Raw genomic sequence first — 21,594 nt, forward strand, 5'->3', positions numbered from 1 at the left:
TATAGGAGGAGGGTTATACCATGGAAAACCGTGCGACCGACGGTGGCAAGCAGACAACGCTTCACATTACAGGGATGTCCTGTGCCGCCTGCGCAAGCCGTATTGAGAAAGGTTTAAATCGAATAGATGGTGTGGCACAGGCTAATGTGAATTTGGCTTTGGAGCAGGCGTCGATATCCTATGATCCCAAGCAGGTGGAGATCCCTGAGTTTCGCGATAAAATTGCTTCTCTTGGGTTTGGAACTGTAAGTGAAGAAGCCAATCTGAATGTAACGGGCATGACTTGCGCGGCCTGTGCAACCCGGATTGAAAAGGGATTGAATCGGATGCCGGGTGTAACAGGTGCCACGGTAAATTTGGCGATGGAAACAGCTCATGTGGAATATGCCGCGGGGAGTATTGCGGTTGGTGATCTGGTGAGCAAGATTGAACAGCTAGGCTACGGAGCGATCCCGCAGAGCGCTGAGGACAATATCGCGGATGTGCGCAGTAAGGATATCCATCGTAAAAAATGGAAGTGGATTGTGTCCGCAGTGCTGTCGTTTCCGTTGTTGTGGGCGATGGTGGCTCACTTTTCCTTTACGTCATGGATTTATGTGCCGGAACTGTTCTTGAATCCATGGTTCCAACTAGTGCTGACAACGCCAATTCAGTTCGTCATTGGTTGGCAGTTTTATGTGGGCGCGTACAAAGCGCTTCGTAATGGCAGCTCGAATATGGATGTGTTAGTTGCACTGGGTACGTCTGCGGCTTATTTTTACAGCTTGTACCTTACGCTGCGTCCGTCTGATGTCATGGAGGGGATGGCGGGCATGCCTGTCATGACCATGCCAGAGCTGTATTACGAGACAAGCGCAGTGCTAATTACGCTTATTTTGGTTGGTAAATGGTTCGAAGCGGTAGCCAAAGGGCGTTCGTCCGAGGCGATCAAGAGCCTGATGAGTCTACAGGCGACGACGGCACGCGTAGTGCGTGATGGACAAGAGCTTGATATACCGATCGAACAGGTACGTGTGAAGGATATCTTTATTGTACGACCCGGCGAGAAAATTCCTGTCGATGGTGTGGTTGTGGACGGACGTTCGGCAGTGGACGAATCCATGTTAAGTGGAGAGAGTCTTCCGGTTGAAAAAGAAGCGGGTTCCGCTGTTACAGGGGCGACGCTCAATAAAAATGGGGTATTACGTATTCAGGCCGAGCGTGTGGGTGGTGATACAGCGTTGTCCCGTATTATTAAGGTCGTGGAAGATGCGCAAAACTCCAAGGCCCCGATTCAGCGGATTGCGGATCAGATTTCCGGTATTTTTGTCCCCATTGTTGTTGCTATTGCTGTGTTAGCCTTTATTGTCTGGTTTTTCCTTGTGACGCCGACTGATTTTGCAGGCTCACTGGAGAAAATGATTGCAGTTCTCGTCATTGCTTGTCCTTGTGCGCTCGGATTGGCTACTCCAACGTCCATTATGGCAGGCTCGGGACGTGCCGCTGAATACGGTATTTTGTTCAAGGGCGGCGAGCATTTGGAGATGACCCGATCAGTAAACGCAGTGGTGTTGGATAAAACAGGTACAGTTACGAATGGCAAGCCAGAGCTGACAGATGTTATGGTTGGTGCAAGCGGCTTGGCTGAAAACGATTTGCTGCGGTTGCTCGGTGCAGCAGAAAAAAGCTCGGAGCACCCGCTGGCGGAAGCCATTGTAAAGGGGATTGCAGATCGAGGAATTGAGCTGGTAGGACCGACAGATTTTGAAAATATTCCGGGTTATGGTGTGAAGGCGCATGTGGAAGGTAAGCAGGTATTGGCGGGTACACGCCGATTGATGAGCAGGGAAGGCATCGCGATAGATGACTCAGCTGAGCAGCATATGAATGAGCTGGAAAGCGCAGGGAAAACCGCGATGCTTGTTGCTGTGGACGGTTCCTATGCCGGACTGGTGGCCGTGGCGGACACGATTAAAGAAACGTCACGGGAGGCCGTTGCCCGTCTGCGGGCGATGAACATTGAAGTCATCATGATTACAGGTGACAATGAACGGACTGCGCGGGCTGTTGCCGCCGAGGCTGGAATTGAACGAGTGCTGGCGGAGGTGCTGCCTGAAGGAAAGGCTGAAGAAGTGAAACGGCTTCAGGAGCAGGGCATGATCGTAGCTATGGTTGGGGACGGTATTAACGATGCGCCTGCGCTGGCTACTGCTAATATTGGGATGGCGATGGGCACGGGAACGGATGTGGCCATGGAGGCGGCGGATATTACCCTCATGCGCGGCAACCTGAACAGCATTCCTGATGCGATCGAAATGAGCCGCCGGACCATGACAAACATACGGCAAAATCTGTTTTGGGCGCTCGGTTATAACGTGATCGGTATTCCGATTGCCGCATTGGGCTTCCTTGCTCCATGGTTGGCGGGAGCAGCCATGGCATTTAGCTCTGTTTCGGTTGTGCTGAATGCACTGCGTCTCCAACGGGTGAAGCTGTAAATGGATGTATTAGCAGGATAGCGTGCTGTCGGACTGCTGTTTCGAGATAAAGTTATTATCAGAGTATAGAGCAAGTACGCACAATTGGTTTTCTGCGTGCTTGCTTTTTGTTGTGTTTGTTTTTTTTAACCATACTGTTAACTTTCATCACGTCAGGTTGCTTATCATTCGCGAAAGTTTCATAATATTTGTAGGAGTGCCATGCAAGCATGCAAGAACTTCTTCGTATACTCACAGCTTGAAGTAGATAAAGAGCTTATATTATGGATTAGGAGAGTGAAGCAGTCATGAATGATACGATTTCCTTGTTGATGAATCACCGGTCTGTGCGAAAATTCAAGTCAGACGCCGTTACCGACGAGCAGCTCGCAGCTATTGTGGCAGCTGGCCAAATGGCATCCTCGTCCAGCAATGTGCAGGCATATACCGTTATTGCCGTTACCGAGCCTTCTTTAAAAACAAAACTGGCCGAGTTGGCAGGAGGGCAGGCTTACGTTGAGCAATGCCCCGCGTTTCTGGTATGGTGTGCAGACCTGTATCGTTTGAAGCAGGTAACGCTCCACCATCAGCCAGGTCAGCCTTCCTATGAAGGGTCCGTCGAAAATTATACGGTTGCGACCATTGATGCCGCGTTAGCTGCACAAAATGCAGCGGTAGCCGCTGAATCACTGGGCCTGGGCATCGTCTACATTGGCGGCATTCGTACTAAAATAGCAGAGGTGTCTGAGTTGTTAGGGTTGCCAGAACTGGTGTATCCAGTGTTCGGTATGTGTATTGGTGTACCGGATCAGGAAACGGGCTTGCGTCCACGTCTTCCGCTGTCCGGTGTTTTGCATATGAACGGCTACGACAAAAATCAGACGATGAAAGCTGTAGAGGCATACGATCATACATCAGCCGAATATTTAAAGGAACGTACGGGCGGTCAACGCTCTACGCCATGGTCTGAGCAAATGGCCGCAAGATTGACCGAGCCAGCACGTTTGCAGTTGAAGCCATTTTTGGAACAGAAGGGTTTCTTGAAGCAATAAAAGCTGAGTAGCCACAAAAAAACCTGCAAAATACAAGAATCTCCTTTTTACGTAGGATGGAGTCCCACGTAAATAAGGAGGTTCTTTGCTTTGGTTACAAGTTGTGGTTGTAAACCTTTCAGTAAATAGCTGATATGCTTTTATCAATCAGATAGTGAGTAGAAGCGTCTCGTATTTTCATAAAATAATTGACGTACGGCAGATTCATCTTGATTTGTCAGCCTGCTATACGCGCGAATGACGTCGGCAGTCATCCGTGGATGTGTCTCTTGTCCAGTAAAAGGTCCCTCGAACGGCCAGGGGCCGTCTGTCTCTGCCATGATCTGATCAGACGGATACTGTCTTGCCAAACTGCGGATCTCTTCTTCGTACAGGAGATCCGGGGTGAAGGAGACATAATAGCCGTTCCGGGCCATTCGTTCGGTCGTGGCGGCAGAGCCTTTAAACCAGTGAAAATGCGCCTGCGTGACGCTGTGACGTTCCAGAAGGTCACAGGCGATGTCTGCGTCCTCATAAACGGCGTGCAGGACAATGGGCTTGTTATGCTTGCTTGCAAACTGGATAAAACGCTCCAGCAGCGCTATGTAGGGAGCGAGGTCAAAAGGTGAACCGCTCTGTGAGGCTTCCAGCCGATTGTAATAGGGCAAGCCGACTTCACCCACGGCGACCATCTGCTGTACATGTTTGTCCATCCAGTCAAATAAGAGGTCAAGCTCAGCTTGTGGTGGGAGAGCCTGTTCGGGATGAAAGCCAAAGGCTGGTCGTACCAGCCCGGGGTAACGCTCGGCTAACCGTAGATTGGCTCGGATGGAGTCCAGATGCATCGACACGGCTATCACGGCTTGGACGCTGCTGTCGGCAAGTGAAGCGAGCAATAACTCCTGTTGTTCGGGCGGGTAGCTGTCTACATGAATGTGCGCGTCGATCAATGGAGCGGGTTCAATTGCGGTCAAATCCAAGCCTGGCTTTGTTTGGCTGTTCCATTTCAATGCACATCGAACTTTTACGTCACTCATGTCGATTCAATCCATCTTCCGGGATATTATTGTGGACGCTCTGAGCATTGTCCATGTCGCCGTCCAGTTTGTACTTTTCCTCGCGCATCCAGCTGGTCATGGTCCGCTTCCATTCAATAAAGAGCGGATCGAGGGTGATTTCTTCCCTACGCGGGCGGGGAAAAGGGACATCTACGACATGCACCACCGAAGCAGGTCGCGCTGACAGCACATAGATGCGGTCGGAGAGTAGCAACGCTTCTTCAATGCTGTGGGTAATAAACAGCACAGAGCGGCGGTTCTTTTCCCACATCCGTAATAACCATTGCTGCATGTCTGCACGTGTCAGCGCATCGAGTGCGCTGAACGGCTCATCCAGCAGCATTAATTCCTGCGGGCTGAGTAGTGCGCGAAGAAAGGCTGCGCGCTGTTGCATTCCACCAGACAGCGTATGTGGGTACGCCTTGGCGAATTTGCCTAGTCCAACCTGCTCGAGCCATTGCAAGGCTTCTTTACGACGCTCACGTTCACTGGCGTACTGAGGGGGTACTGCTGTATTTTTACATGGAGCATTTTCCTGCCCAAGCAGTACGTTGTCCAGCGTGGTACGCCACGGGAAAAGGGCGGGCTGCTGCGGCATATAGCTGATATGCCCACGCTCACCAGTCATGTCCCGTCCGTGCATACGGATACGTCCCTGCTGGGGTTTGAGTAGCCCGCCGATGATGTGAAACAGCGTGCTTTTGCCACTGCCTGACGGACCGATGAGGGAAACGAATTCTCCTGGCTTGACTGTGAGGGATACATCCTGCAGTACGGGCAGTAAGCTTCGCTTTTCGCGGAAGGCGAGGCTGATCTCGTCCAATTCCAAAGCAGGAGGAGCAGTTGAAGGACTCTGCTGTTCCCCGGCTCGTAGTTCATTAGCCACGTTGTGTGATGATAAGTCAATCGGATGCAGACTCATACGCGCCACGTCCTTTCTTTGCTGTATTTAATTCAAGGAGGAAGCTACTCTCGATCGGGTTTCCAGCGAACCAACCATTTCTCCAGTAGTAAAATAACCACAAACATGAGTAAGCTGAGTGCAACAATAATGCCGATGGCAGCAAAAATGAGGTCCGTGCGATAGGCCGATTTTTGCAGCAGCATATAATATCCAATTCCTTCACTAGCTCCGATCCATTCGGCAATGATCGCGCCCATCACACTATAGGTAGCAGCAATTTTAACGCCAGAAAAGACTTGCGGCAGGGAATGTGGCAGCTCCAGCTTCATAAAAATAGCCATGCGGCTTGCACCCGACATCCGCATATAGTTCATCATCGTACGGTCTGTTCGAGTCAGCCCGTCCATGGCCGCTACAGCCACGGGAAAAAAGCATACTAAAGTAATAACCATGAGCTTGGGCAGCACACCAAAACCAAACCACACCATGAGCAACGGACCCAGGGCGATGATCGGAATGTTTTGGCTAAGGATAAGCAGCGGATACAGAGCTGACTTGAGAAAAGGGATAGTATGAAGAACGATGGCGATCAACAGTCCCGTTGCTGTCCCTATAGCGAATCCCGCAAGTGTCAGACGAATTGTAGCCCATGTATGGGCACCAAGCAGCGCCGTCTGGGCCATGCCCTCTTGTACGATGAGGGATGGAGCAGGCAATAGCCAGGATTCAACATGCAAATAGGAAACTGCCCCCTGCCAGGCCGCTAAAAAGAAGAGGACCGCCACAAGGGGCGGCCATACGCTTTTCCACCAGGATGCGTTCTTGCCTTTCGGATTCATGGGCGATATTTCTCAGTCAGCTTGTTCATGCTGATGCCCTGTGGGTTATGTGCGATTTTGATCTGTGAAATGACGCTGGGACTACCCGCTTCCGTCAAAGCCTCGTGCATTTCTTTAACCACTTTCAGCAACTCGTCGAGCTCGCCCTCCATGGTCGTATCCAATGGATTCACCTGATGTTTGACGCCGGAGCGCTGAATGACCTCAATCGCCTTATCTACATACGGGTAAGAGTCCTCGTTATTAGGAGTTTTAGGGATTACTTGAATACTGAGCAGTGTGTTAGCCATGGAAATTCACCTGTCCTTTATTGTGGAGTTGTTTTGAGAAAATAGGGTGGTTTAAGGCGGGGAGACCGCTTCGCGTTTCATTTGATCTTACGATCGCTGTTGCCGTGGGATTCTTTGAATGAATTTCAAAGGTAAGAATCCCACGGCAAAGGCGAACGCTGCGCTTCTCCAGATTCAAATGAACCGCTCCGCTGCCAACCGCCTTAAAAGCACCTTATTTTTAAAGCTAGGTTGTACGGTATTTTTACACACAAGCGCATCTGTTTTTGCGCTTTAGATAACTATGACTAAAGAATAACCAAGTGGAACGAGAACGAAGTGGGCGGAATGGTGCTGTACAAGTGTTAGCGTTCGCCTTTGTACCCAGATTTCAACCTCTGGATATTCATAAAAGAAATCTGGGTACAACAGCGATGGGAAGCACCATCCGACTGCGTAGTGGCGCTTCGTTCACTTCTCTAGTTCAGTCTTATTTAACGTTTTAACAAATGATCAGCGCTTGGGCAAGAAGTCGTTTGTGAAGGCTTTATCTACTTCCAAAGGCTTGCTGAGCAGCTTGCGTTCGTACATCCAGTCCGAATAGTTTTGCCATACCTCCGCTTTTTGCACGCCCCATTGCGCGGCATCGTCCTGATAACGTGGGCTTAGCCATTTTTGGCTGGCGAGCACCAGTTTTTTATCCAGTTCCGGTACAGCTTTGCTTAAAATGTCCGCGGCTTCTTCCGGATGGGCGATAGTGTATTCATAGCCTTGTGCGGTAGCATCCATGAACGCTTTGACCAGCTCGGGATCATTTTTTATCGTCTGTTCATTGCTCACAATTACAGGTGTATAGTAATCGAGGCTTTTGGAATAATCTTTTACATACAGCATATCCAATGGCTCACCTCGAAGCTGGGCCTCGATTCCAGTCCATGCGTAGAAAATCCAGGCAAAGTCGATATCCCGCTTCACGGCTGTAAAATAGTCTGCATTGCCCATGTTGACGATCTTCACTTTGCTCACATCGCCTTTGTCTGAATCCATGATGGATTTCATGACCGCTTCTTCTACGGGAGAGCCCCAACCGCCGTATTTTTTACCTTCAAAATCTTTTGGGCTCTTAATTCCACGATCTACCGGGGCTGCGAAGCCTGAGGTATTATGCTGAATCACCGCAGCGATGGATACAAGCGGCACGCCTTGCGTACGAGCCTGTGTGACGCCTTCTTGATAGCTGATACCAAAAGGTGCAGCATTAGAGGCAACCATTTGATCAGCTCCGCCTGAACCAGGTTGAATAATTTGGACATTCAAACCCGCCTTTTCGTAAAATCCTTTGTCCTTGGCAACATAGAGTCCCGTATGATTCGTATTGGGTGTCCAGTCGAGCACGACTTTAACATCTTTGAGCTCCTTTGCCGGAGTAGACGTTTCAGTGTCGGTAGCGGGAGCCGCTTTTTGGGATGTGGAGGGACTTCCACCGCAAGCGGTCAGGGTCAGGGCCATGAGCCACAGACTGATCAGTCCCAGGCTTAACATTTTCATGCGCTTCATCGTTGTGTTCTCTCCTTTAATTACCCGTTATCCGTCCAATCAGACAGCTTAAGTTCCCCATTTTCATAAAAATAACATCTGCCGGACGCGATCTTTCCAACAACTTAATCTTCAACAAAAAAAGCGCCCCGAGGTTCCGGGACGCTTGCGCTTGTATATACCAAAGTAAGGGATGGTCCTATGTAAGAAAGGCACATCTTGCTTAAGCATTCCTACGCTGGCATTACCCAGATCAGGTTGTAAGGGTCAGTGTCTTGGGACACACTCTCAGCCGGCCGATTCCAGCACCCCTGGCATTGTATGGTTTAATGGGTTCATTTATTCGGGTTTACTACGACGATTATATGCCTTGAATGCGGGTCTGTCCAGCATGGAGGAAGAGATGACGGTTCATTTGCCGAACGACAGGGTACACTTTTACTGTGAGCTTTGATCTGAAAATGAGCATGAATCAATCCGATTCGATCGGGTCATGTTATTTTCAGAACAGCTGCGTAGGTATATTCAGATGGGCTGGTGCCCAATGGCATGGCCGTAGAGGATTCTAATTCGTGAAAAGGAGTTGTTGTACTGTGGGTAAAACGGAAACATTGGATCGTAGCCAACTAGAACAAGCCATTGTGAAGGCTTTGGATAACAACAAATTTTGCTCGTTAGGTACGGTAGAGGGTGGCAAACCGAAAGTACGCTATATGGCCCTTTTTAACGATGGAATGAACATTCATCTGGCGACAGATCGCAAAACGCATAAAGTGGATGAGCTAAAGGACAATCCGAATGCTTATCTGCTGCTGGGTTATGAAGTTGGCGGTACGAAGGAAGTCGTAGAAGTGGAGGCTACTGTCCAGATTACAGCTGATGAGGGGCTGCGCAAACAAGTGTGGAACGATTCCTTGAAGGAATGGTTTTCTGGACCGGATGATCCCGATTATGTCATTCTGGACGTGAATCCGACTCGCATTGAGTATGTGGGTCAGCAAACTGAGCGTCAAGTGTGGAATAAATAATGAGAATATAAATGGATAAACCAGTGAATCTCCGAGTTTTTTAGGAGGTTTGCTGGTTTTTTATTTTTGAGAAAATTAATTATTTTTTCATAAATAATTTAAGTAAATGACTACTCTTTTGTCTGGCGTTGGATTAAAATAGAAATGGTGGGTTCAAGGCTTACATATATGTGCAAAAGTATGTATATGAGTCATACACCTTAATGAGGAGGGGTATATTTTGTTATTTCGTAAAAATTGGTTTAAAGGGTTTACAGCAGCCGTTGTAGCTTGTAGCATGCTGGTGTTTTCGGCCGCTCCATCCTGGGCAGCTAGCGATTCTCGCGATAGCGCTACGGTGAATTTGCGGATCATGGAAACAACGGATATTCATGCGTCGCTGATGAACTATGATTACTATTCAGACAAAGAAACCAACGAATATGGCTTGATTAGCACAGCTGGTTTGATCCAACAGGCGCGCAGTGAAACAAGAAACAGCATGCTGTTCGATAACGGTGATTTGTTACAGGGCAATCCATTAGGCGATTATATGGCCAGAAACAAAACCTATGAAAAAGAAGGCGGTGTCCATCCAGTCTACAAGATGATGAACTTGATGGGCTATGATGCGGCGACAGTGGGTAACCACGAATTCAACTATGGTCTCGATTTTCTGGAAAAATCGCTCAAGGGAGCCGATTTCCCTTACGTAAATGCGAATGTTTATGTTGATAAGGGGGGGCAAGCTACTAAAAATTATTTTACCCCTTATCGAATTCTTGATAAAACAGTAACGGATGAGAAAGGTGAAGAGCATGCGCTCAGAGTGGGTGTAATCGGTCTGGTAACACCTCAAATTATGCAGTGGGATGAAGCCAATTTGAAGGATAAAGTCGTTACGAAGGATATTGTGGAAACGGCGAAAAAGTTTATTCCTCAAATGAAAACGGAAGGTGCCGACATTATTGTCGTGCTTGCGCATACAGGTTATGAGGACGTGCCACAAACGCCAATGATGGAGAATGCCGTTAAATATTTGAGCCAGGTGGACGGAATTAACGCTATTCTGTTTGGGCATGCTCATAAATCTTTCCCTGGCCCTGATTTTAAAGATAAGAAGGGTGTAGATCTGGATAAGGGAACCATTAATGGCGTACCGGCCGTGGAAGCTTCTTCATGGGGCAAGGATCTGGGGATTATTGATCTGAGCCTGGAAAAGAAAAACCGTGAGTGGAACGTAATCAACTCTCAGTCTCAAGTGCGTCCGGTTGTGAGTACTACAAACCAGGCTGTGCAGTTTACTCCTGACTACAAACTGACAGATTCGATCAAGGAAGAGCATCAAGGAACGCTGGATTATGTTCGCCAACCTGTTGGAACAACGACTGCACCGATTACCAGCTATTTTGCATTAGTGCAGGACGACCCTTCCATTCAAATTGTGACGAATGCACAGAAATGGTATGTTCAAAACCATCTTAAAGGAACTGAATACGAAAATCACCCCGTATTGTCGGCAGGCGCTCCATTCAAGGCCGGCGGTCGAAATGGAGCCGAGTATTACACCAATATTCCTGAAGGTACGGTAGCGATTAAAAACGTGTCCGACCTGTATGTGTACCCGAACACGGTTCATGCTGTAGAAGTTACCGGTGCTGAAATTCAGGAATGGCTGGAGTGGTCTGCAGGTCAGTTCAACCGCATTGATCCAAAGCAAACTGAGGAGCAATCGCTGATCAACAAAGATTTCCCAACCTATAATTTTGATGTCATTGACGGTGTGAATTACCAGATTGATGTAACTCAGCCTGCACGATATGATGCCAAGGGAACTATTATTGATTCTTCAGCTCATCGTATCAAGGATCTGCAATACAATGGGAAGGCTATTGATCCTGCGCAGAAATTTATCGTAGCCACCAATAACTATCGTGCTTCCTCATCCAAACTGGCCAACCCAGATGGCAAACGAATTGTGATGGCAGCACCGGATGAAAGTCGCCAGGTCATTATTGACTACATCCGTACGAACGGAACGATTAATCCATCGGCGGATGGCAATTGGTCTATTGCTCCTTTTGGTCAGGCAAAGGTTACTTTCGAGTCCTCTCCTGATGCCAAAGACGTGCTGGCAGGAAATCAACAAATTTCATACTTGAGCAGCGCGGCAGACGGCTTTGCCAAATACAGCTTAAAAGCTGGCGCTAAGCCTAGTGCAGCAACGACTCCTGTAAAGGAAGCTGTGGCTCCCGCGAAAGCAACAGCAAAGCCAGCTGTTAAAACGACCAAACCCGCGACTGTTAAACCAGCTAAAACAACGAAGCCAAAGGCGTCCAAATAACTTCGAACTTTAGTTTTCAATCAATATCAGAATGAAGCAGCAAGTCTCTTTAACCAAGAGATTTGCTGCTTTTTTTGATGCAAAAATAACAGCCCCGAATTTATCATGATTGCAAAAAGTTTTCTGATTTTTGTCGAATATATACTTAAGTCCTAAGTTATCATTAAGAATAAGCTAGTATTTTGTAAAAACACGTAGTTATATAGTACTTTTGTTCTAGTTATTTGTGATATAATGGTGAAAAAACCGGAAAATTGTTCCGAGGAGGACCATTATGACATGCAGCAATTGCAGCATCATATTACCTATTAAGGATCAAGGATTGCTCAGAATTAGGCATTCCAGGGTGTCGCTTACTCCAGCATTAGATGGTTTGGGTATGCTATCGGAACAAATGAAGCAGGAACATGGGCGTGAGGACAGCATAGAGTTTCGCTATGACAGCCGTTCAGAGCTGGAACAGCTCGTTAACGGACTGGCTCGTCTGCCGCAGGAATACTTGAACCATATGCAAGTTGTGGTGACCGGCCTGCATCATGTCGAAGGATATGAGGAGTGGCTTTTATTTAGTCAATTGCAAGCCAGACTGCAACATCCGGATATCGTGAGTATCATTAAGGATCAAAGTTTTTCCAGCCATATGCAGCCTATTGTTGACCATAAGCTGGATATTATCGGGTTTGAATTTTTACTGCGTCCGTCACATGCAGAGAGACCTTTTCAGCCTTTCCGACTGTTCGAAATCGCCCGTGAAGCTGGTTTGCATGCTCATCTGGATCGCTCGGCTCGTATTTCCGCTATTGAAAAAAGTGCAACATGCCTTCCAGCGGGGATTAAACGTTTTATTAACTTTCTCCCTTCCACCATTTATAATCCGGCTTATTGCTTGAATCACACCTTTGAGACGATTGATCGGTTATCCATGAATACGAAGGATTTTGTATTTGAGGTCGTAGAAACGGAAGAGATAGACGACCTTAATTTTTTGCATCATATCTTTGATCAATATCGCAATCGAGGAGTTTCGGTAGCCCTGGACGATGTGGGGGCAGGTTATTCTACGACAGAGCTTATGAATTGCCTTCAGCCGGATTATGTTAAAATTGACCGCAGTATAATTGACGGCTGTTATAGTAACAGTGATCAGAAGCGGCAAATTACAGGGATTGTAGAATCGGCTTTTCGTTTTGGAGGCCAAGTGTTGGCTGAAGGCGTAGAGCAGATGGAGGATTTTGAATTTTGCCGTGAAGCAGGTGTATCACTGGCTCAGGGTTATTTGTTTGGCAAGCCGGAGCCCGGTCCGCCCTCCAATTTTATGCTTAGAAGCGTAATATAGTCAGGAACAAATTTAAGTAGACGTAGTTTATAAAAATTGGAGCTTAAATAAGGCTGTGGCATAAGCAAATTCCAATTCTAATGGACAGTGCTTTTATCACCATTAATGTAAAAAAACGCGAGTTGCAGAGGTTATTTCACCCCTGCAACTCGCGTTTTTTTGGTCATGCTTGCCCACCTGAGCAAGTTCTGGACAATTGAAGCCACCCAGTCTCCAATTTTACTTGGTAAGGAACGTTAAAAGCCCAGAAGCAGTTTACGGCCGTTTTATTTTTAAAGTAAAGATTGACGTCTTGAAGACAATTGGATACAGTGTATTGTATAAGAAACAGTGTTTCTTTCATGATACATCGTATCCATACTAGGTAAAAAGTTTAACATTACAGGGAGGACAACCAAAATGAAAGCAGTGCAACTGAAAAACGGTTTTGGCTTTGAAGAGTTAACCTTGACGGAACTTGACATACCGGTGCCGGGACGGCTGGAAGTTCTGATCCGCATAAGGGCAGCGTCCCTGAATTACCGGGATTTGGTAATTATTAACGGAGTAATGCCGATCGGCATTCAATTTCCCTTCATTCCGTTATCCGATGGAGCGGGTGAAATTGTAGCTGTGGGCGAAGGGGTGACAAAATTTCAGGTTGGACAAAGGGTAGCGGCAAATTTACAACAGAAATTCATTGGCGGGAGCACGAGAGCGGAGGTCTTAAAGGACAGCCTGGGAGGCCCGCTCAGTGGAGTGGCGGCTGAATATATCGTTCTGCACGAAGAAGGGGTCGTCGCCATTCCGGATCACCTTTCTTGGGAGGAGGCTTCCACCTTGCCGATTGCGGCATTAACCGCATGGAGCATGCTGATGGAATCCGGCGGGCTGCGAGCGGGGGATACGGTGCTCTTGCAAGGAACAGGCGGTGTTTCCATCTTTGGGCTTCAATTCTCTCTGATGGCGGGAGCAAGGGTAATTATCACATCGAGCAGCAATGACAAGCTCGAACGAGCAAAGGATCTCGGCGCATGGCAGACAATCAACTATTCGGAAGTTCCCGAGTGGGATAAGGTGGCTCTGGAGCTGACAGGCGGCGGAGTTGACCATGTCCTGGATGTAGGGGGAGCGGCAACAATGGCGCAATCCATCAATGCACTTCGTACCGGAGGGACTGTGAGCATGGTCGGATTCTTATCGGGCTTGACTATTCCTGAGTTCGATGTCACCAGCATTTTGCAGAAGGCTGCGACGATTCGCGGCAGCCAAGTCGGTAACCGGGAACATTTCGAAAACATGAATCGTGCCATTTCCCACCATCGTTTACATCCTGTCATTGACCGAGTATTCCCGCTCAGCCGAATCGGCGAAGCCTTCGCACTTTTGGCTGAAGGAAAACAGTATTTCGGTAAAATCGTCGTTCAATTATAAATATTATTCACATCACATAGGAGGCACTCTAATGCCCAGTAAACCTGATTTATCTGTCAAAGATTCTCAAGGAAGAAAGAATAAGAAACCGCGTAAATGGGTACGCAGAACCGGTTTATCGCTGCTGGCGGTAATCCTTCTGGGAGTGGCTATTTTTATGCTCATCCCTTCCCCTGTGCAGCCTGCAAAATGGCTTGCACCTTCGGCTCCCTCTTTTGAACAAGCGGGTCCATGGCAACAAAACAACAAACTCAGCTCCGCAGAGCTTGTTACAGATGCCCCTAAGTTTCCGGAATTTATCACCTTTGACAAGGAAGGGAATTTATATACGGGAGACTCCGACGGGGAAATTTATAAGGTTGCCTTTGATACTAAGGGCAATCCGCAAAAGGCCCAGCTATATGCAGATACCAAAGGAACGCCCAATGGACTTATGTTTGACGTAAGTGGAAATCTGATCGTTACGGATGTTAAGAAGGGGCTACTGTCGGTAGATCCTTCCGGAAACGTGACGGTGTTGGCCAATCAAGTGGACGGCACACCGATCTATTTGGCCAACGAGCTGGATATTGCCAAAGATGGTACCATTTATTTTTCTGACACCTCCAATTATGGCAGTGTAGTCTTTAAAGAAATCGCCGAGAACAAGCCACATGGACGTTTGCTGAAATATGATCCGGCGACCAAGCAGACGACAGTTCTGTTGGAAGGCCTTTATTTTGCGAACGGGGTTGCCTTGTCTGCGGACGAAGATTTTGTGCTTGTGGCAGAGTCGTATCACTACCAATTGACCCGATACTGGCTCAAAGGGCCGAAGAAGGGGACTTCGGATATTTTTGTGGATAATCTCGCCGGTTTTCCGGATAACATTACGCGTGATGATCAAGGCCATTTCTGGGTCGGTCTCTTCACGACACGTATTCCCTTTGTAGATCAGATGCATGGAAGCCCGTGGCTGGCTGGAATGATGGCCAAATTGCCTCAATCGCTGCTCAGCGGTGCAAGCGCACCTGTGAAGCATGGGCTTGCTGTGGAGCTTAATCCGCAGGGTAAACTCATCGGAAGCTGGCATGATCCTGAAGGCTCGCTTTATGGGGTAACCACGGCTGTAAACCATGACGGATATTTATATATAGGTACAGCTCCTGGAGGCAGTCAGGGTGTTCATCGCGTGCTTCTAACCAAATAAGCTTGGGGAGGGTTTAACATGATATTGGATGAGTTGAATTTATCCTGGAAAGCGAAAGAAAGCCTGGCCGGGAAAGTAGCTTTGGTAACAGGTGCAAGCAGCGGCATTGGGGCATCGATTGCAAAAAAACTGGCAAAGCGAGGCGCGTATGTAGCTGTATTGGCACGCCGTCAGGAGCGATTGGATGAATTGGTTCGCGACTTGCACCAAGAGGAATTGTACGAGGTCATGGCAATACCTGCCGATATCCAAAAAGCTGAAGACGTACAGCAGGCGGTCCACGCCATTCTTGAACGCTGGGGACGGCTTGACATTATCGTTGCCAATGCCGGCTTCGGGTATCGAAGCCCACTGGCAGAAGTGGAACTGGAAAGGTGGGAGGAGCTTTACAAGACGAATGTGCACGGTCTTGTCCTGACACTGAAGTACGGACTTCAGCCAATGAGGGAACAGGCCAAGGGGGATGTTGTCATTGTCTCCTCTATTGCAGCGAAGGAAGTGGTTGCCGGAGGAGGACTATACAGCGCTACCAAGTACGGCGTTAGTGCCATAGCCTCTGCATTGCGTTTGGAGACCAGTACGCAAGGAATTCGTGTAACTGCAATTCATCCCGGGGCGGTGGCGACGGAATTTTCGCAGGTGGCCGGATATCCCGAGCAGGAAATTCGGGCGTTTGCTTCGAGCGTTTTGCCGCTGCATCCCGATGATGTTGCAGAAGCTGCCCTTTATGCACTAGAGCAGCCGGAGCATGTCAATATTCCAGAGTTGACCATTATGCCTTCGAGGCAGGTCCAGCGGTTCAAATAGAGCAATATTTATTCTGACACAAGCCGGATAACCGGGTATGGTCATCGACGATGCCGGGTATGGCGGCGAAGGGGACTACGTGCCTTCGCTTGACCATAACCTGCTCAAATGGGTGAGCATGAACTAAAAAGCGCGAGCTACAGGGGGGAATAACCCTTGCGCTCGCGCTTTTTTATACTAATGACGAAGCGTGACTGTCCAATAAAATTTAAAACCAGCTTTGGGACAGCTCCATTTACTATAGAGCAGACCATATCCTGTGAAAATTTTGGCTCCACGTTCGCTTATCCAGTCATCGTGAGCATAGCTATAGTGTAATGACGTACAGACCTAGCGGCGTAGTTGCACTGCCGGCGACCATGAAGCTCAGATCATAGCTGGATCTGCCGGGAGGGACGCTGATATCAGCCAATCGGCATACCTTGGTATTATCTCGTAGCAGAGGAATACCATATACACGATCATCTACGCGTACAGACCCGGCGAACGCGCCCCCACGTGGATTGGCGTAGATTCGTACGATACGTACCTCGTCACTGTCATTAATGATGGGAATGGTCGCGTTGTATATGGTTCCGAATTGTCCGCGATTATCTAGCGCAGGCCCCAGCTCGCTGCGTGCCCCGGTAAATAGCAGATCGGCAGGAGTCTCGCCGTTCAGCTTTTTGGTGGCACACGCCCGATAGTTGGCGCTCTGCCCCACCACGTACTCTGGCATCCGCGCATTCGTTTCGGAAAAGGACCACACTCCTCGTGGATGCGCCTGTGGTGGAGGTACGGGAGGAAGCGCATCCATATGAATCTGGCGCAGATTGGTCTGCGTATCCTTGCTGATCACGGTGCGAATCACATAATCCAGCGTACCGTGGCCTTCAGCAAATTCTACTGTGAGGTCATAGATGAATCCGGCCAGCGATCCTTCGGGCAGCTCAAATTCCTCCAGCAGAGCGGTGCTTTTGCCGAATTTATGACGGTCTGCTGGCTTCAGACGTTCCATCGTACCCGCCAAACAGCTTTTGGCAATAGACTGCCCGACATCTATAATCCAGTTGCCGTCTTCAGGCACAATCTTAAGGGCACGTTCAATATGTCGTACTTCTAGTTTAGCGGCGCTTCTGTTCTCTACGGTGATGCCCAGTTTAACAGCGTTGCCGATTTTGTTATAATGCCAGCCGAAAATGCGATGTTTGACTGTTCGCGTTGTGGTGCGAACCACGTCATGCCACAGGGTGGCTTGCTTGGTAGGTACCGTCACGTGGGTAAGCGTCTCCGGGTTATCGCTAAGCATCAGGCGGCGTGTTCCCCCCTCAGTGGCTGACTCCACGTCCACATGGATATTGGGCGGGATCACAGCAGTTTCCACAATCAGATCCTTTGGCTCCTTGGGTCGATGGTTCATGTCAATTCCTCCTTTTATTCAAAAGTGGCACCGCTTTGAGTACATGTATATGGGCCGTTCATAAATATAGGTAACGCCAGGTCCACTTTTACAACCTGTTTTGCAAAATATTTTTTTAAAATAAATCTCCGTAGGTTATAGAGGCTCTACTATTGCGTCGAAGCAAGCTTACAAGACTCTTGTTCCCCCACACCAACGATTCGCAGACAGGTATTGCGTGTATGTTAAGAGCATAAGCTATTGGATGTACAGAGAAGCTACAGGAGGGAAACATGCCTAGAAAAATATGGTGGAAGGAAGCCGTTGTATATCAGATTTACCCGATCAGTTTTCAGGATTCTGACGGAGACGGTAAAGGGGACTTACGAGGTATTTTGTCCAGGCTGGATTATTTGTGTGAGCTGGGTATTGATGTAATCTGGATTTGTCCGGTATATAAATCGCCCAATCACGATAACGGATATGATATTAGTGATTATTATGCCATTATGGATGAGTTTGGAACAATGGAGGATTTTGACGAACTGCTTCACCAGGCGCATGAACGAGGCATCAAAATCATGATGGATTTGGTATTAAACCATACATCGGATGAGCATCCGTGGTTTACGGAGTCACGCTCGTCCAAGGATAATCCGAAGCGGGACTACTACATATGGCGAACAGGCAAAAATGGCGGATATCCGAACAACTGGGAATCGTATTTTTCCGGTTCAGTGTGGAAATATGACAAGCTTACAGACGAATATTACATGCATCTGTATTCCGAGCATCAGCCAGATCTGAACTGGGAAAATGAAGAGATGGTGGGCGAGCTCTACCGCATGGTGGAATGGTGGCTGAAAAAGGGAGTTGATGGCTTCCGTTTTGACGCCATTGCCCATATTGTCAAAGCCGAAGGGCTGCCGGATGCCGATAATCCTGACAAACGAACCTTGGTACGTGCCTATCAGCTTTTTTCCAATCTAGAACAGGTACATGTGCTTCTACGGATGCTGAATGAAAAATTACTGGAGCGTTATCCCTTAATGACAGTTGGCGAAACGTCTGGTTTAGGACCGGAACAGGCGCTTGATTATGTGGGGGACCAGCGGCATGAGCTGAATATGGTTTTCCAGTTTGAACACATGTTTATTGATGCCCAAGGGCTAGGGACAGAAAAATGGAAATCCAAGCCGTGGACACTGGTGGAGCTGAAAAAAATAATGAGCAGCTGGCAGACAGTGCTTCATGAGGAAGGATGGAATGCCAATTATCTGAACAATCATGATCAGCCGCGGGCCCTCTCGCGATTTGCGAATGATGGACAATATCGTGTGGAGTCGGCCAAAATGCTGGCAACCTTCACGCATATGCTAGAGGGTACGCCTTATATTTATCAGGGTGAGGAAATTGGGATGACGAATATTGCATTCCCGTCCATTGATGATTATCGGGATGTGGAAACGTTGAATTATTATGAGCAACAACGGAAGATCGGTGAGTCCGAGGAACAGATTATGGCAGAGATCTGGCGGAAAAGTCGGGATAATGCGCGTACTCCTATGCAATGGAATGCTGGACCTTCAGCCGGATTTACCGATGGAGAGCCGTGGATGAAGATTAACGATAACTATACACACATTAATGCAGAGGCAGAAAGAAATAATCCGGACTCGATTTTCCACTATTATCGCAAGTTGATTGCTCTGCGCAAACAACATGAGGTCATAGTCTATGGCGAATACAAGCTGCTGTTGCCGCTGGATACGGAGCTGTATGTATTCACTCGTATGTTGGGAGAAGAGCGTCTGCTGGTCATTTTGAATTTCTTTGACCGTGATCCGGTGTACCACTGGCCCGAGGAGGACTTTCCTGTCGCTAAGGCGGAGCTGCTGCTGTCCAACTACAAGCTGGTTCAAGGGGAACAACTGCATGCCTTGAAGTTGCGCCCTTATGAAGCCAGGGTGTATAAGCTAACCATGCAATAGGCGTTGCTATCTTTAGAATGGTAAAAGGAAGGGAAGGTTCATAGAGACCTTCCCTTTCTTGGCGTTTGGCTAAATGGTAACTGTTTCAGCCAACTCACGTATTTTGGCGATAATCTGGTCTTCTTGATTTTCCCCCTCATTAGGGATCGATTCAGTCGCGAAGGCAGCCAGTTCAGCATGGTGATGAATCATGACGGCATGGTGTGCCTCCCTGAACATCGGAATATCATTCGCATCATTGCCGAAGGCGATAAATTGACAGGGCTGCACACCAAGCTTCTGAAGCGCGTTCCATTTATGGATATTTTGCGGGCTGATGTCCAGCACTTGTTCATTACGGTGTTGATGGATGACTACGCCGAGCGGCGAAAGCTTGGCGGCCAGCTCATCCATATCGTCAGCAGTTAAAATGAGCATTTTTACGATGGATTTCAGGGAAGCCAAAGGTAGCTTTTGCGCCAACTTGCTGATATCCACATTGTTGAGTATAGGATGATCATCTGCACCCGTATATGCATAATCCCACTCGCTGTCAATCAGGTAGGTGGTTTGGTGTTCCTCCAGTAGTGCGAGCAGGGCATTTTTCACATCCGGTAAAAAGGATTCCACGTGAGTTATACTGCCTTGTTGGAAGATCATAGAGCCGTTGCCACCAATCAGAGCATAGGTGTGAAAGCGTTTAGGAAGTACGGGTAACATGTCGCGAATCGGCCGTGCCGAGGCAAAAATGACTTCATGTCCCGCTTGGGACAATTGTTCCAGACAGCTTGCAATCTTATCCGATACACACTGCCCCTTGAAGCAAATCGTTCCATCCAGATCAAATACAAAATGCATGATGTACCTCCAAAAAATAGTGCTTTCCAATTCATTTCTTACAGTCATTATATCCATTACCTTCCTTGGTCGTAAACTAAAAAGCCCGATTCACACTGGCTACCATGGGCAGGTGTGGATCGGGCTCATTATGATATGGACTCATTAAATTCAATTACTATTTAGTGATAATGTTTCACCTTAAGGTCGTCTAGACTTTTAAACTCATACCCTTGCTTGCGGGCCTCGTCGATGATAGAACCAAGCGCCTCGGCATTATCCTTGGATACGGAATGGAGCAGAATGACCGCACCAGGGTGGAGCTGACGAATGACTTGACGATAGGCATAGTCCGTTCCTTGCTGAATATTTGTGTCCCAGTCCTTGTAAGCTACAGACCAGAATACGCTCGTATATCCGGCTTCTCGACAGGAAGCCAATGCTTTTTCACTAAAAATGCCGCGAGGCGGCCGGACGTATTTCATTTCTTTTTGCCCGGTTAGCTCCGCCGATGCATTTCGTACCCGATCCAGCTCAGACCGTATCTCTGCCGAAGAAATGGTGCTCATATCAGGATGGCTCCATGAATGGTTTCCGATAATATGACCCTCACTTGCCATGCGTCGCATCAAAACAGGCTGGTCTTTTACAAAATGCCCCGTCACAAAAAAGGCGGCTGGAACCTTTTTGGCCTTCAATACATCCAGTACTTTGGGAGTATACCCATTCTCATAGCCGTTGTCGAAAGTGAGAAATAATTCTTTTTTAGTCGTATCCCCCAGAAAGATGCCACCTTGCCTTTCGATTAGTTGCATAAAGCCTTCTTGTGCGATGGAAGGTAGCTCCCCCCCCTTACTTTTTTTAAACCCAAAATGATAAGGCTGTCCGTCAACAGTCTGAGTAGCCCATGCGGGTTCCGCCGTAACTGCCAACATCCCCATAACTGCAACGCATAGCCACAAGGTAAATATTCGCTTCATCTATGTTCCTCCGCTTCCGTCCCGTTCGGGTAAGGTGTGTATGCTTCGGCATATTTCATACCATCTGCAATATCATGCTGATTTATGCAAGGACATGAACTAACCAGACTCAAAACACATATTGACATGAATATTAAATCGAAGTAGTATACTTTATAAAACTTACTAGAATACTCGGATTTAATTCGATCGTTCATGCCAAAGAAAAGCAATTAGCTCAGAACATCTTACATACTTGTG

18 protein-coding genes and 1 riboswitch are annotated in these 21,594 nt (G+C 47.9%); of the genes, 10 read left to right on the forward strand and 8 right to left on the reverse strand.

The window, feature by feature from the left end; all coding sequences use genetic code 11:
- Nucleotides 1–20 precede the first annotated feature (20 nt).
- Both C1T21_RS00265 and nfsA read left to right on the forward strand, forming a co-directional pair.
- Nucleotides 21–2,477 (forward strand): heavy metal translocating P-type ATPase, encoded by a 2,457-nt coding sequence (locus C1T21_RS00265; RefSeq protein ID WP_103046734.1) that lies wholly within the window; start codon nucleotides 21–23, stop codon nucleotides 2,475–2,477.
- Nucleotides 2,478–2,764: 287 nt separating this feature from the next.
- A complete protein-coding gene (nfsA, locus tag C1T21_RS00270) occupies nucleotides 2,765–3,508 on the forward strand; it encodes an oxygen-insensitive NADPH nitroreductase (RefSeq protein WP_103046735.1) in 744 nt (247 codons plus the stop codon).
- 143 nt (nucleotides 3,509–3,651) lie between these two features.
- Here the strand turns inward: nfsA and C1T21_RS00275 are convergent, their stop codons facing one another.
- The 4 genes from C1T21_RS00275 to C1T21_RS00290 are packed head-to-tail and all read right to left on the reverse strand — an operon-like array spanning nucleotide 3,652 to nucleotide 6,578.
- Nucleotides 3,652–4,524 (reverse strand): TatD family hydrolase, encoded by an 873-nt coding sequence (locus C1T21_RS00275; RefSeq protein ID WP_103046736.1) that lies wholly within the window; start codon nucleotides 4,522–4,524, stop codon nucleotides 3,652–3,654.
- Entirely contained in the window at nucleotides 4,517–5,467 is a 951-nt protein-coding gene (locus C1T21_RS00280; RefSeq protein WP_103046737.1) for an ABC transporter ATP-binding protein, read from the reverse strand. The genes C1T21_RS00275 and C1T21_RS00280 overlap by 8 nt, the downstream gene beginning before the upstream one ends.
- Before the next feature lie 44 nt (nucleotides 5,468–5,511).
- Nucleotides 5,512–6,288, reverse strand: coding sequence for an ABC transporter permease (locus C1T21_RS00285; RefSeq protein WP_103046738.1), 777 nt, complete (start codon nucleotides 6,286–6,288; stop codon nucleotides 5,512–5,514).
- The gene (locus C1T21_RS00290) at nucleotides 6,285–6,578 is read right to left on the reverse strand and encodes an MTH1187 family thiamine-binding protein (RefSeq protein WP_016818835.1); all 294 of its coding nucleotides are present in this window, start codon (nucleotides 6,576–6,578) and stop codon (nucleotides 6,285–6,287) included. The genes C1T21_RS00285 and C1T21_RS00290 overlap by 4 nt, the downstream gene beginning before the upstream one ends.
- 302 nt (nucleotides 6,579–6,880) lie before the next feature.
- Here C1T21_RS00290 and C1T21_RS26975 point away from each other — a divergent pair, with 302 nt between their 5' ends.
- Nucleotides 6,881–7,063: a hypothetical protein gene (locus C1T21_RS26975; RefSeq protein ID WP_146032458.1), complete on the forward strand. Its 183-nt coding sequence runs from the start codon at nucleotides 6,881–6,883 to the stop codon at nucleotides 7,061–7,063.
- A gap of 7 nt (nucleotides 7,064–7,070) precedes the next feature.
- Here C1T21_RS26975 and C1T21_RS00295 read toward each other — a convergent pair whose 3' ends face one another.
- Nucleotides 7,071–8,114, reverse strand: a complete 1,044-nt coding sequence (locus C1T21_RS00295) for an ABC transporter substrate-binding protein (RefSeq protein ID WP_103046739.1) — start codon at nucleotides 8,112–8,114, stop codon at nucleotides 7,071–7,073.
- A 192-nt stretch (nucleotides 8,115–8,306) separates the two neighbouring features.
- Nucleotides 8,307–8,416: riboswitch (TPP riboswitch) on the reverse strand.
- Nucleotides 8,417–8,686: 270 nt separating this feature from the next.
- On the opposite strand from C1T21_RS00295, the gene C1T21_RS00300 reads away from it, so the two are divergent.
- From C1T21_RS00300 to C1T21_RS00325, 6 genes are all read left to right on the forward strand, one after another.
- Entirely contained in the window at nucleotides 8,687–9,121 is a 435-nt protein-coding gene (locus C1T21_RS00300; protein WP_061831133.1) for a pyridoxamine 5'-phosphate oxidase family protein, read from the forward strand.
- A 220-nt stretch (nucleotides 9,122–9,341) separates the two neighbouring features.
- Complete coding sequence (locus C1T21_RS00305; protein ID WP_103046740.1) at nucleotides 9,342–11,444, forward strand: bifunctional 2',3'-cyclic-nucleotide 2'-phosphodiesterase/3'-nucleotidase; 2,103 nt, start codon at nucleotides 9,342–9,344, stop codon at nucleotides 11,442–11,444.
- A gap of 274 nt (nucleotides 11,445–11,718) precedes the next feature.
- Nucleotides 11,719–12,780 (forward strand): EAL domain-containing protein, encoded by a 1,062-nt coding sequence (locus C1T21_RS00310; RefSeq protein ID WP_103046741.1) that lies wholly within the window; start codon nucleotides 11,719–11,721, stop codon nucleotides 12,778–12,780.
- A gap of 399 nt (nucleotides 12,781–13,179) precedes the next feature.
- Nucleotides 13,180–14,193, forward strand: a complete 1,014-nt coding sequence (locus tag C1T21_RS00315) for a zinc-dependent alcohol dehydrogenase family protein (protein ID WP_103046742.1) — start codon at nucleotides 13,180–13,182, stop codon at nucleotides 14,191–14,193.
- Between the two features lie 31 nt (nucleotides 14,194–14,224).
- Nucleotides 14,225–15,382: an SMP-30/gluconolactonase/LRE family protein gene (locus tag C1T21_RS00320; RefSeq protein ID WP_103046743.1), complete on the forward strand. Its 1,158-nt coding sequence runs from the start codon at nucleotides 14,225–14,227 to the stop codon at nucleotides 15,380–15,382.
- 18 nt (nucleotides 15,383–15,400) lie between these two features.
- A complete protein-coding gene (locus C1T21_RS00325; RefSeq protein WP_103046744.1) occupies nucleotides 15,401–16,189 on the forward strand; it encodes an SDR family oxidoreductase in 789 nt (262 codons plus the stop codon).
- Between the two features lie 307 nt (nucleotides 16,190–16,496).
- On the opposite strand, the gene C1T21_RS00330 is transcribed toward C1T21_RS00325, so the two are convergent.
- Nucleotides 16,497–17,588, reverse strand: a complete 1,092-nt coding sequence (locus tag C1T21_RS00330) for a hypothetical protein (RefSeq protein ID WP_103046745.1) — start codon at nucleotides 17,586–17,588, stop codon at nucleotides 16,497–16,499.
- A 272-nt stretch (nucleotides 17,589–17,860) separates the two neighbouring features.
- Between C1T21_RS00330 and C1T21_RS00335 the strand changes: the two genes are divergently transcribed.
- Entirely contained in the window at nucleotides 17,861–19,558 is a 1,698-nt protein-coding gene (locus C1T21_RS00335; protein ID WP_103046746.1) for a glycoside hydrolase family 13 protein, read from the forward strand.
- A gap of 69 nt (nucleotides 19,559–19,627) precedes the next feature.
- Here C1T21_RS00335 and C1T21_RS00340 read toward each other — a convergent pair whose 3' ends face one another.
- Both C1T21_RS00340 and pdaA read right to left on the reverse strand, forming a co-directional pair.
- Entirely contained in the window at nucleotides 19,628–20,395 is a 768-nt protein-coding gene (locus tag C1T21_RS00340) for an HAD-IIB family hydrolase (RefSeq protein ID WP_103046747.1), read from the reverse strand.
- Between the two features lie 161 nt (nucleotides 20,396–20,556).
- Nucleotides 20,557–21,354 (reverse strand): delta-lactam-biosynthetic de-N-acetylase, encoded by a 798-nt coding sequence (gene pdaA / locus C1T21_RS00345; RefSeq protein WP_103046748.1) that lies wholly within the window; start codon nucleotides 21,352–21,354, stop codon nucleotides 20,557–20,559.
- Between the last annotated feature and the right edge of the window lie 240 nt (nucleotides 21,355–21,594).

Origin of the sequence: Paenibacillus sp. F4 (assembly GCF_002894905.1) — a bacterium.
GTDB classification, from domain to species: domain Bacteria; phylum Bacillota; class Bacilli; order Paenibacillales; family Paenibacillaceae; genus Paenibacillus; species Paenibacillus polymyxa_B.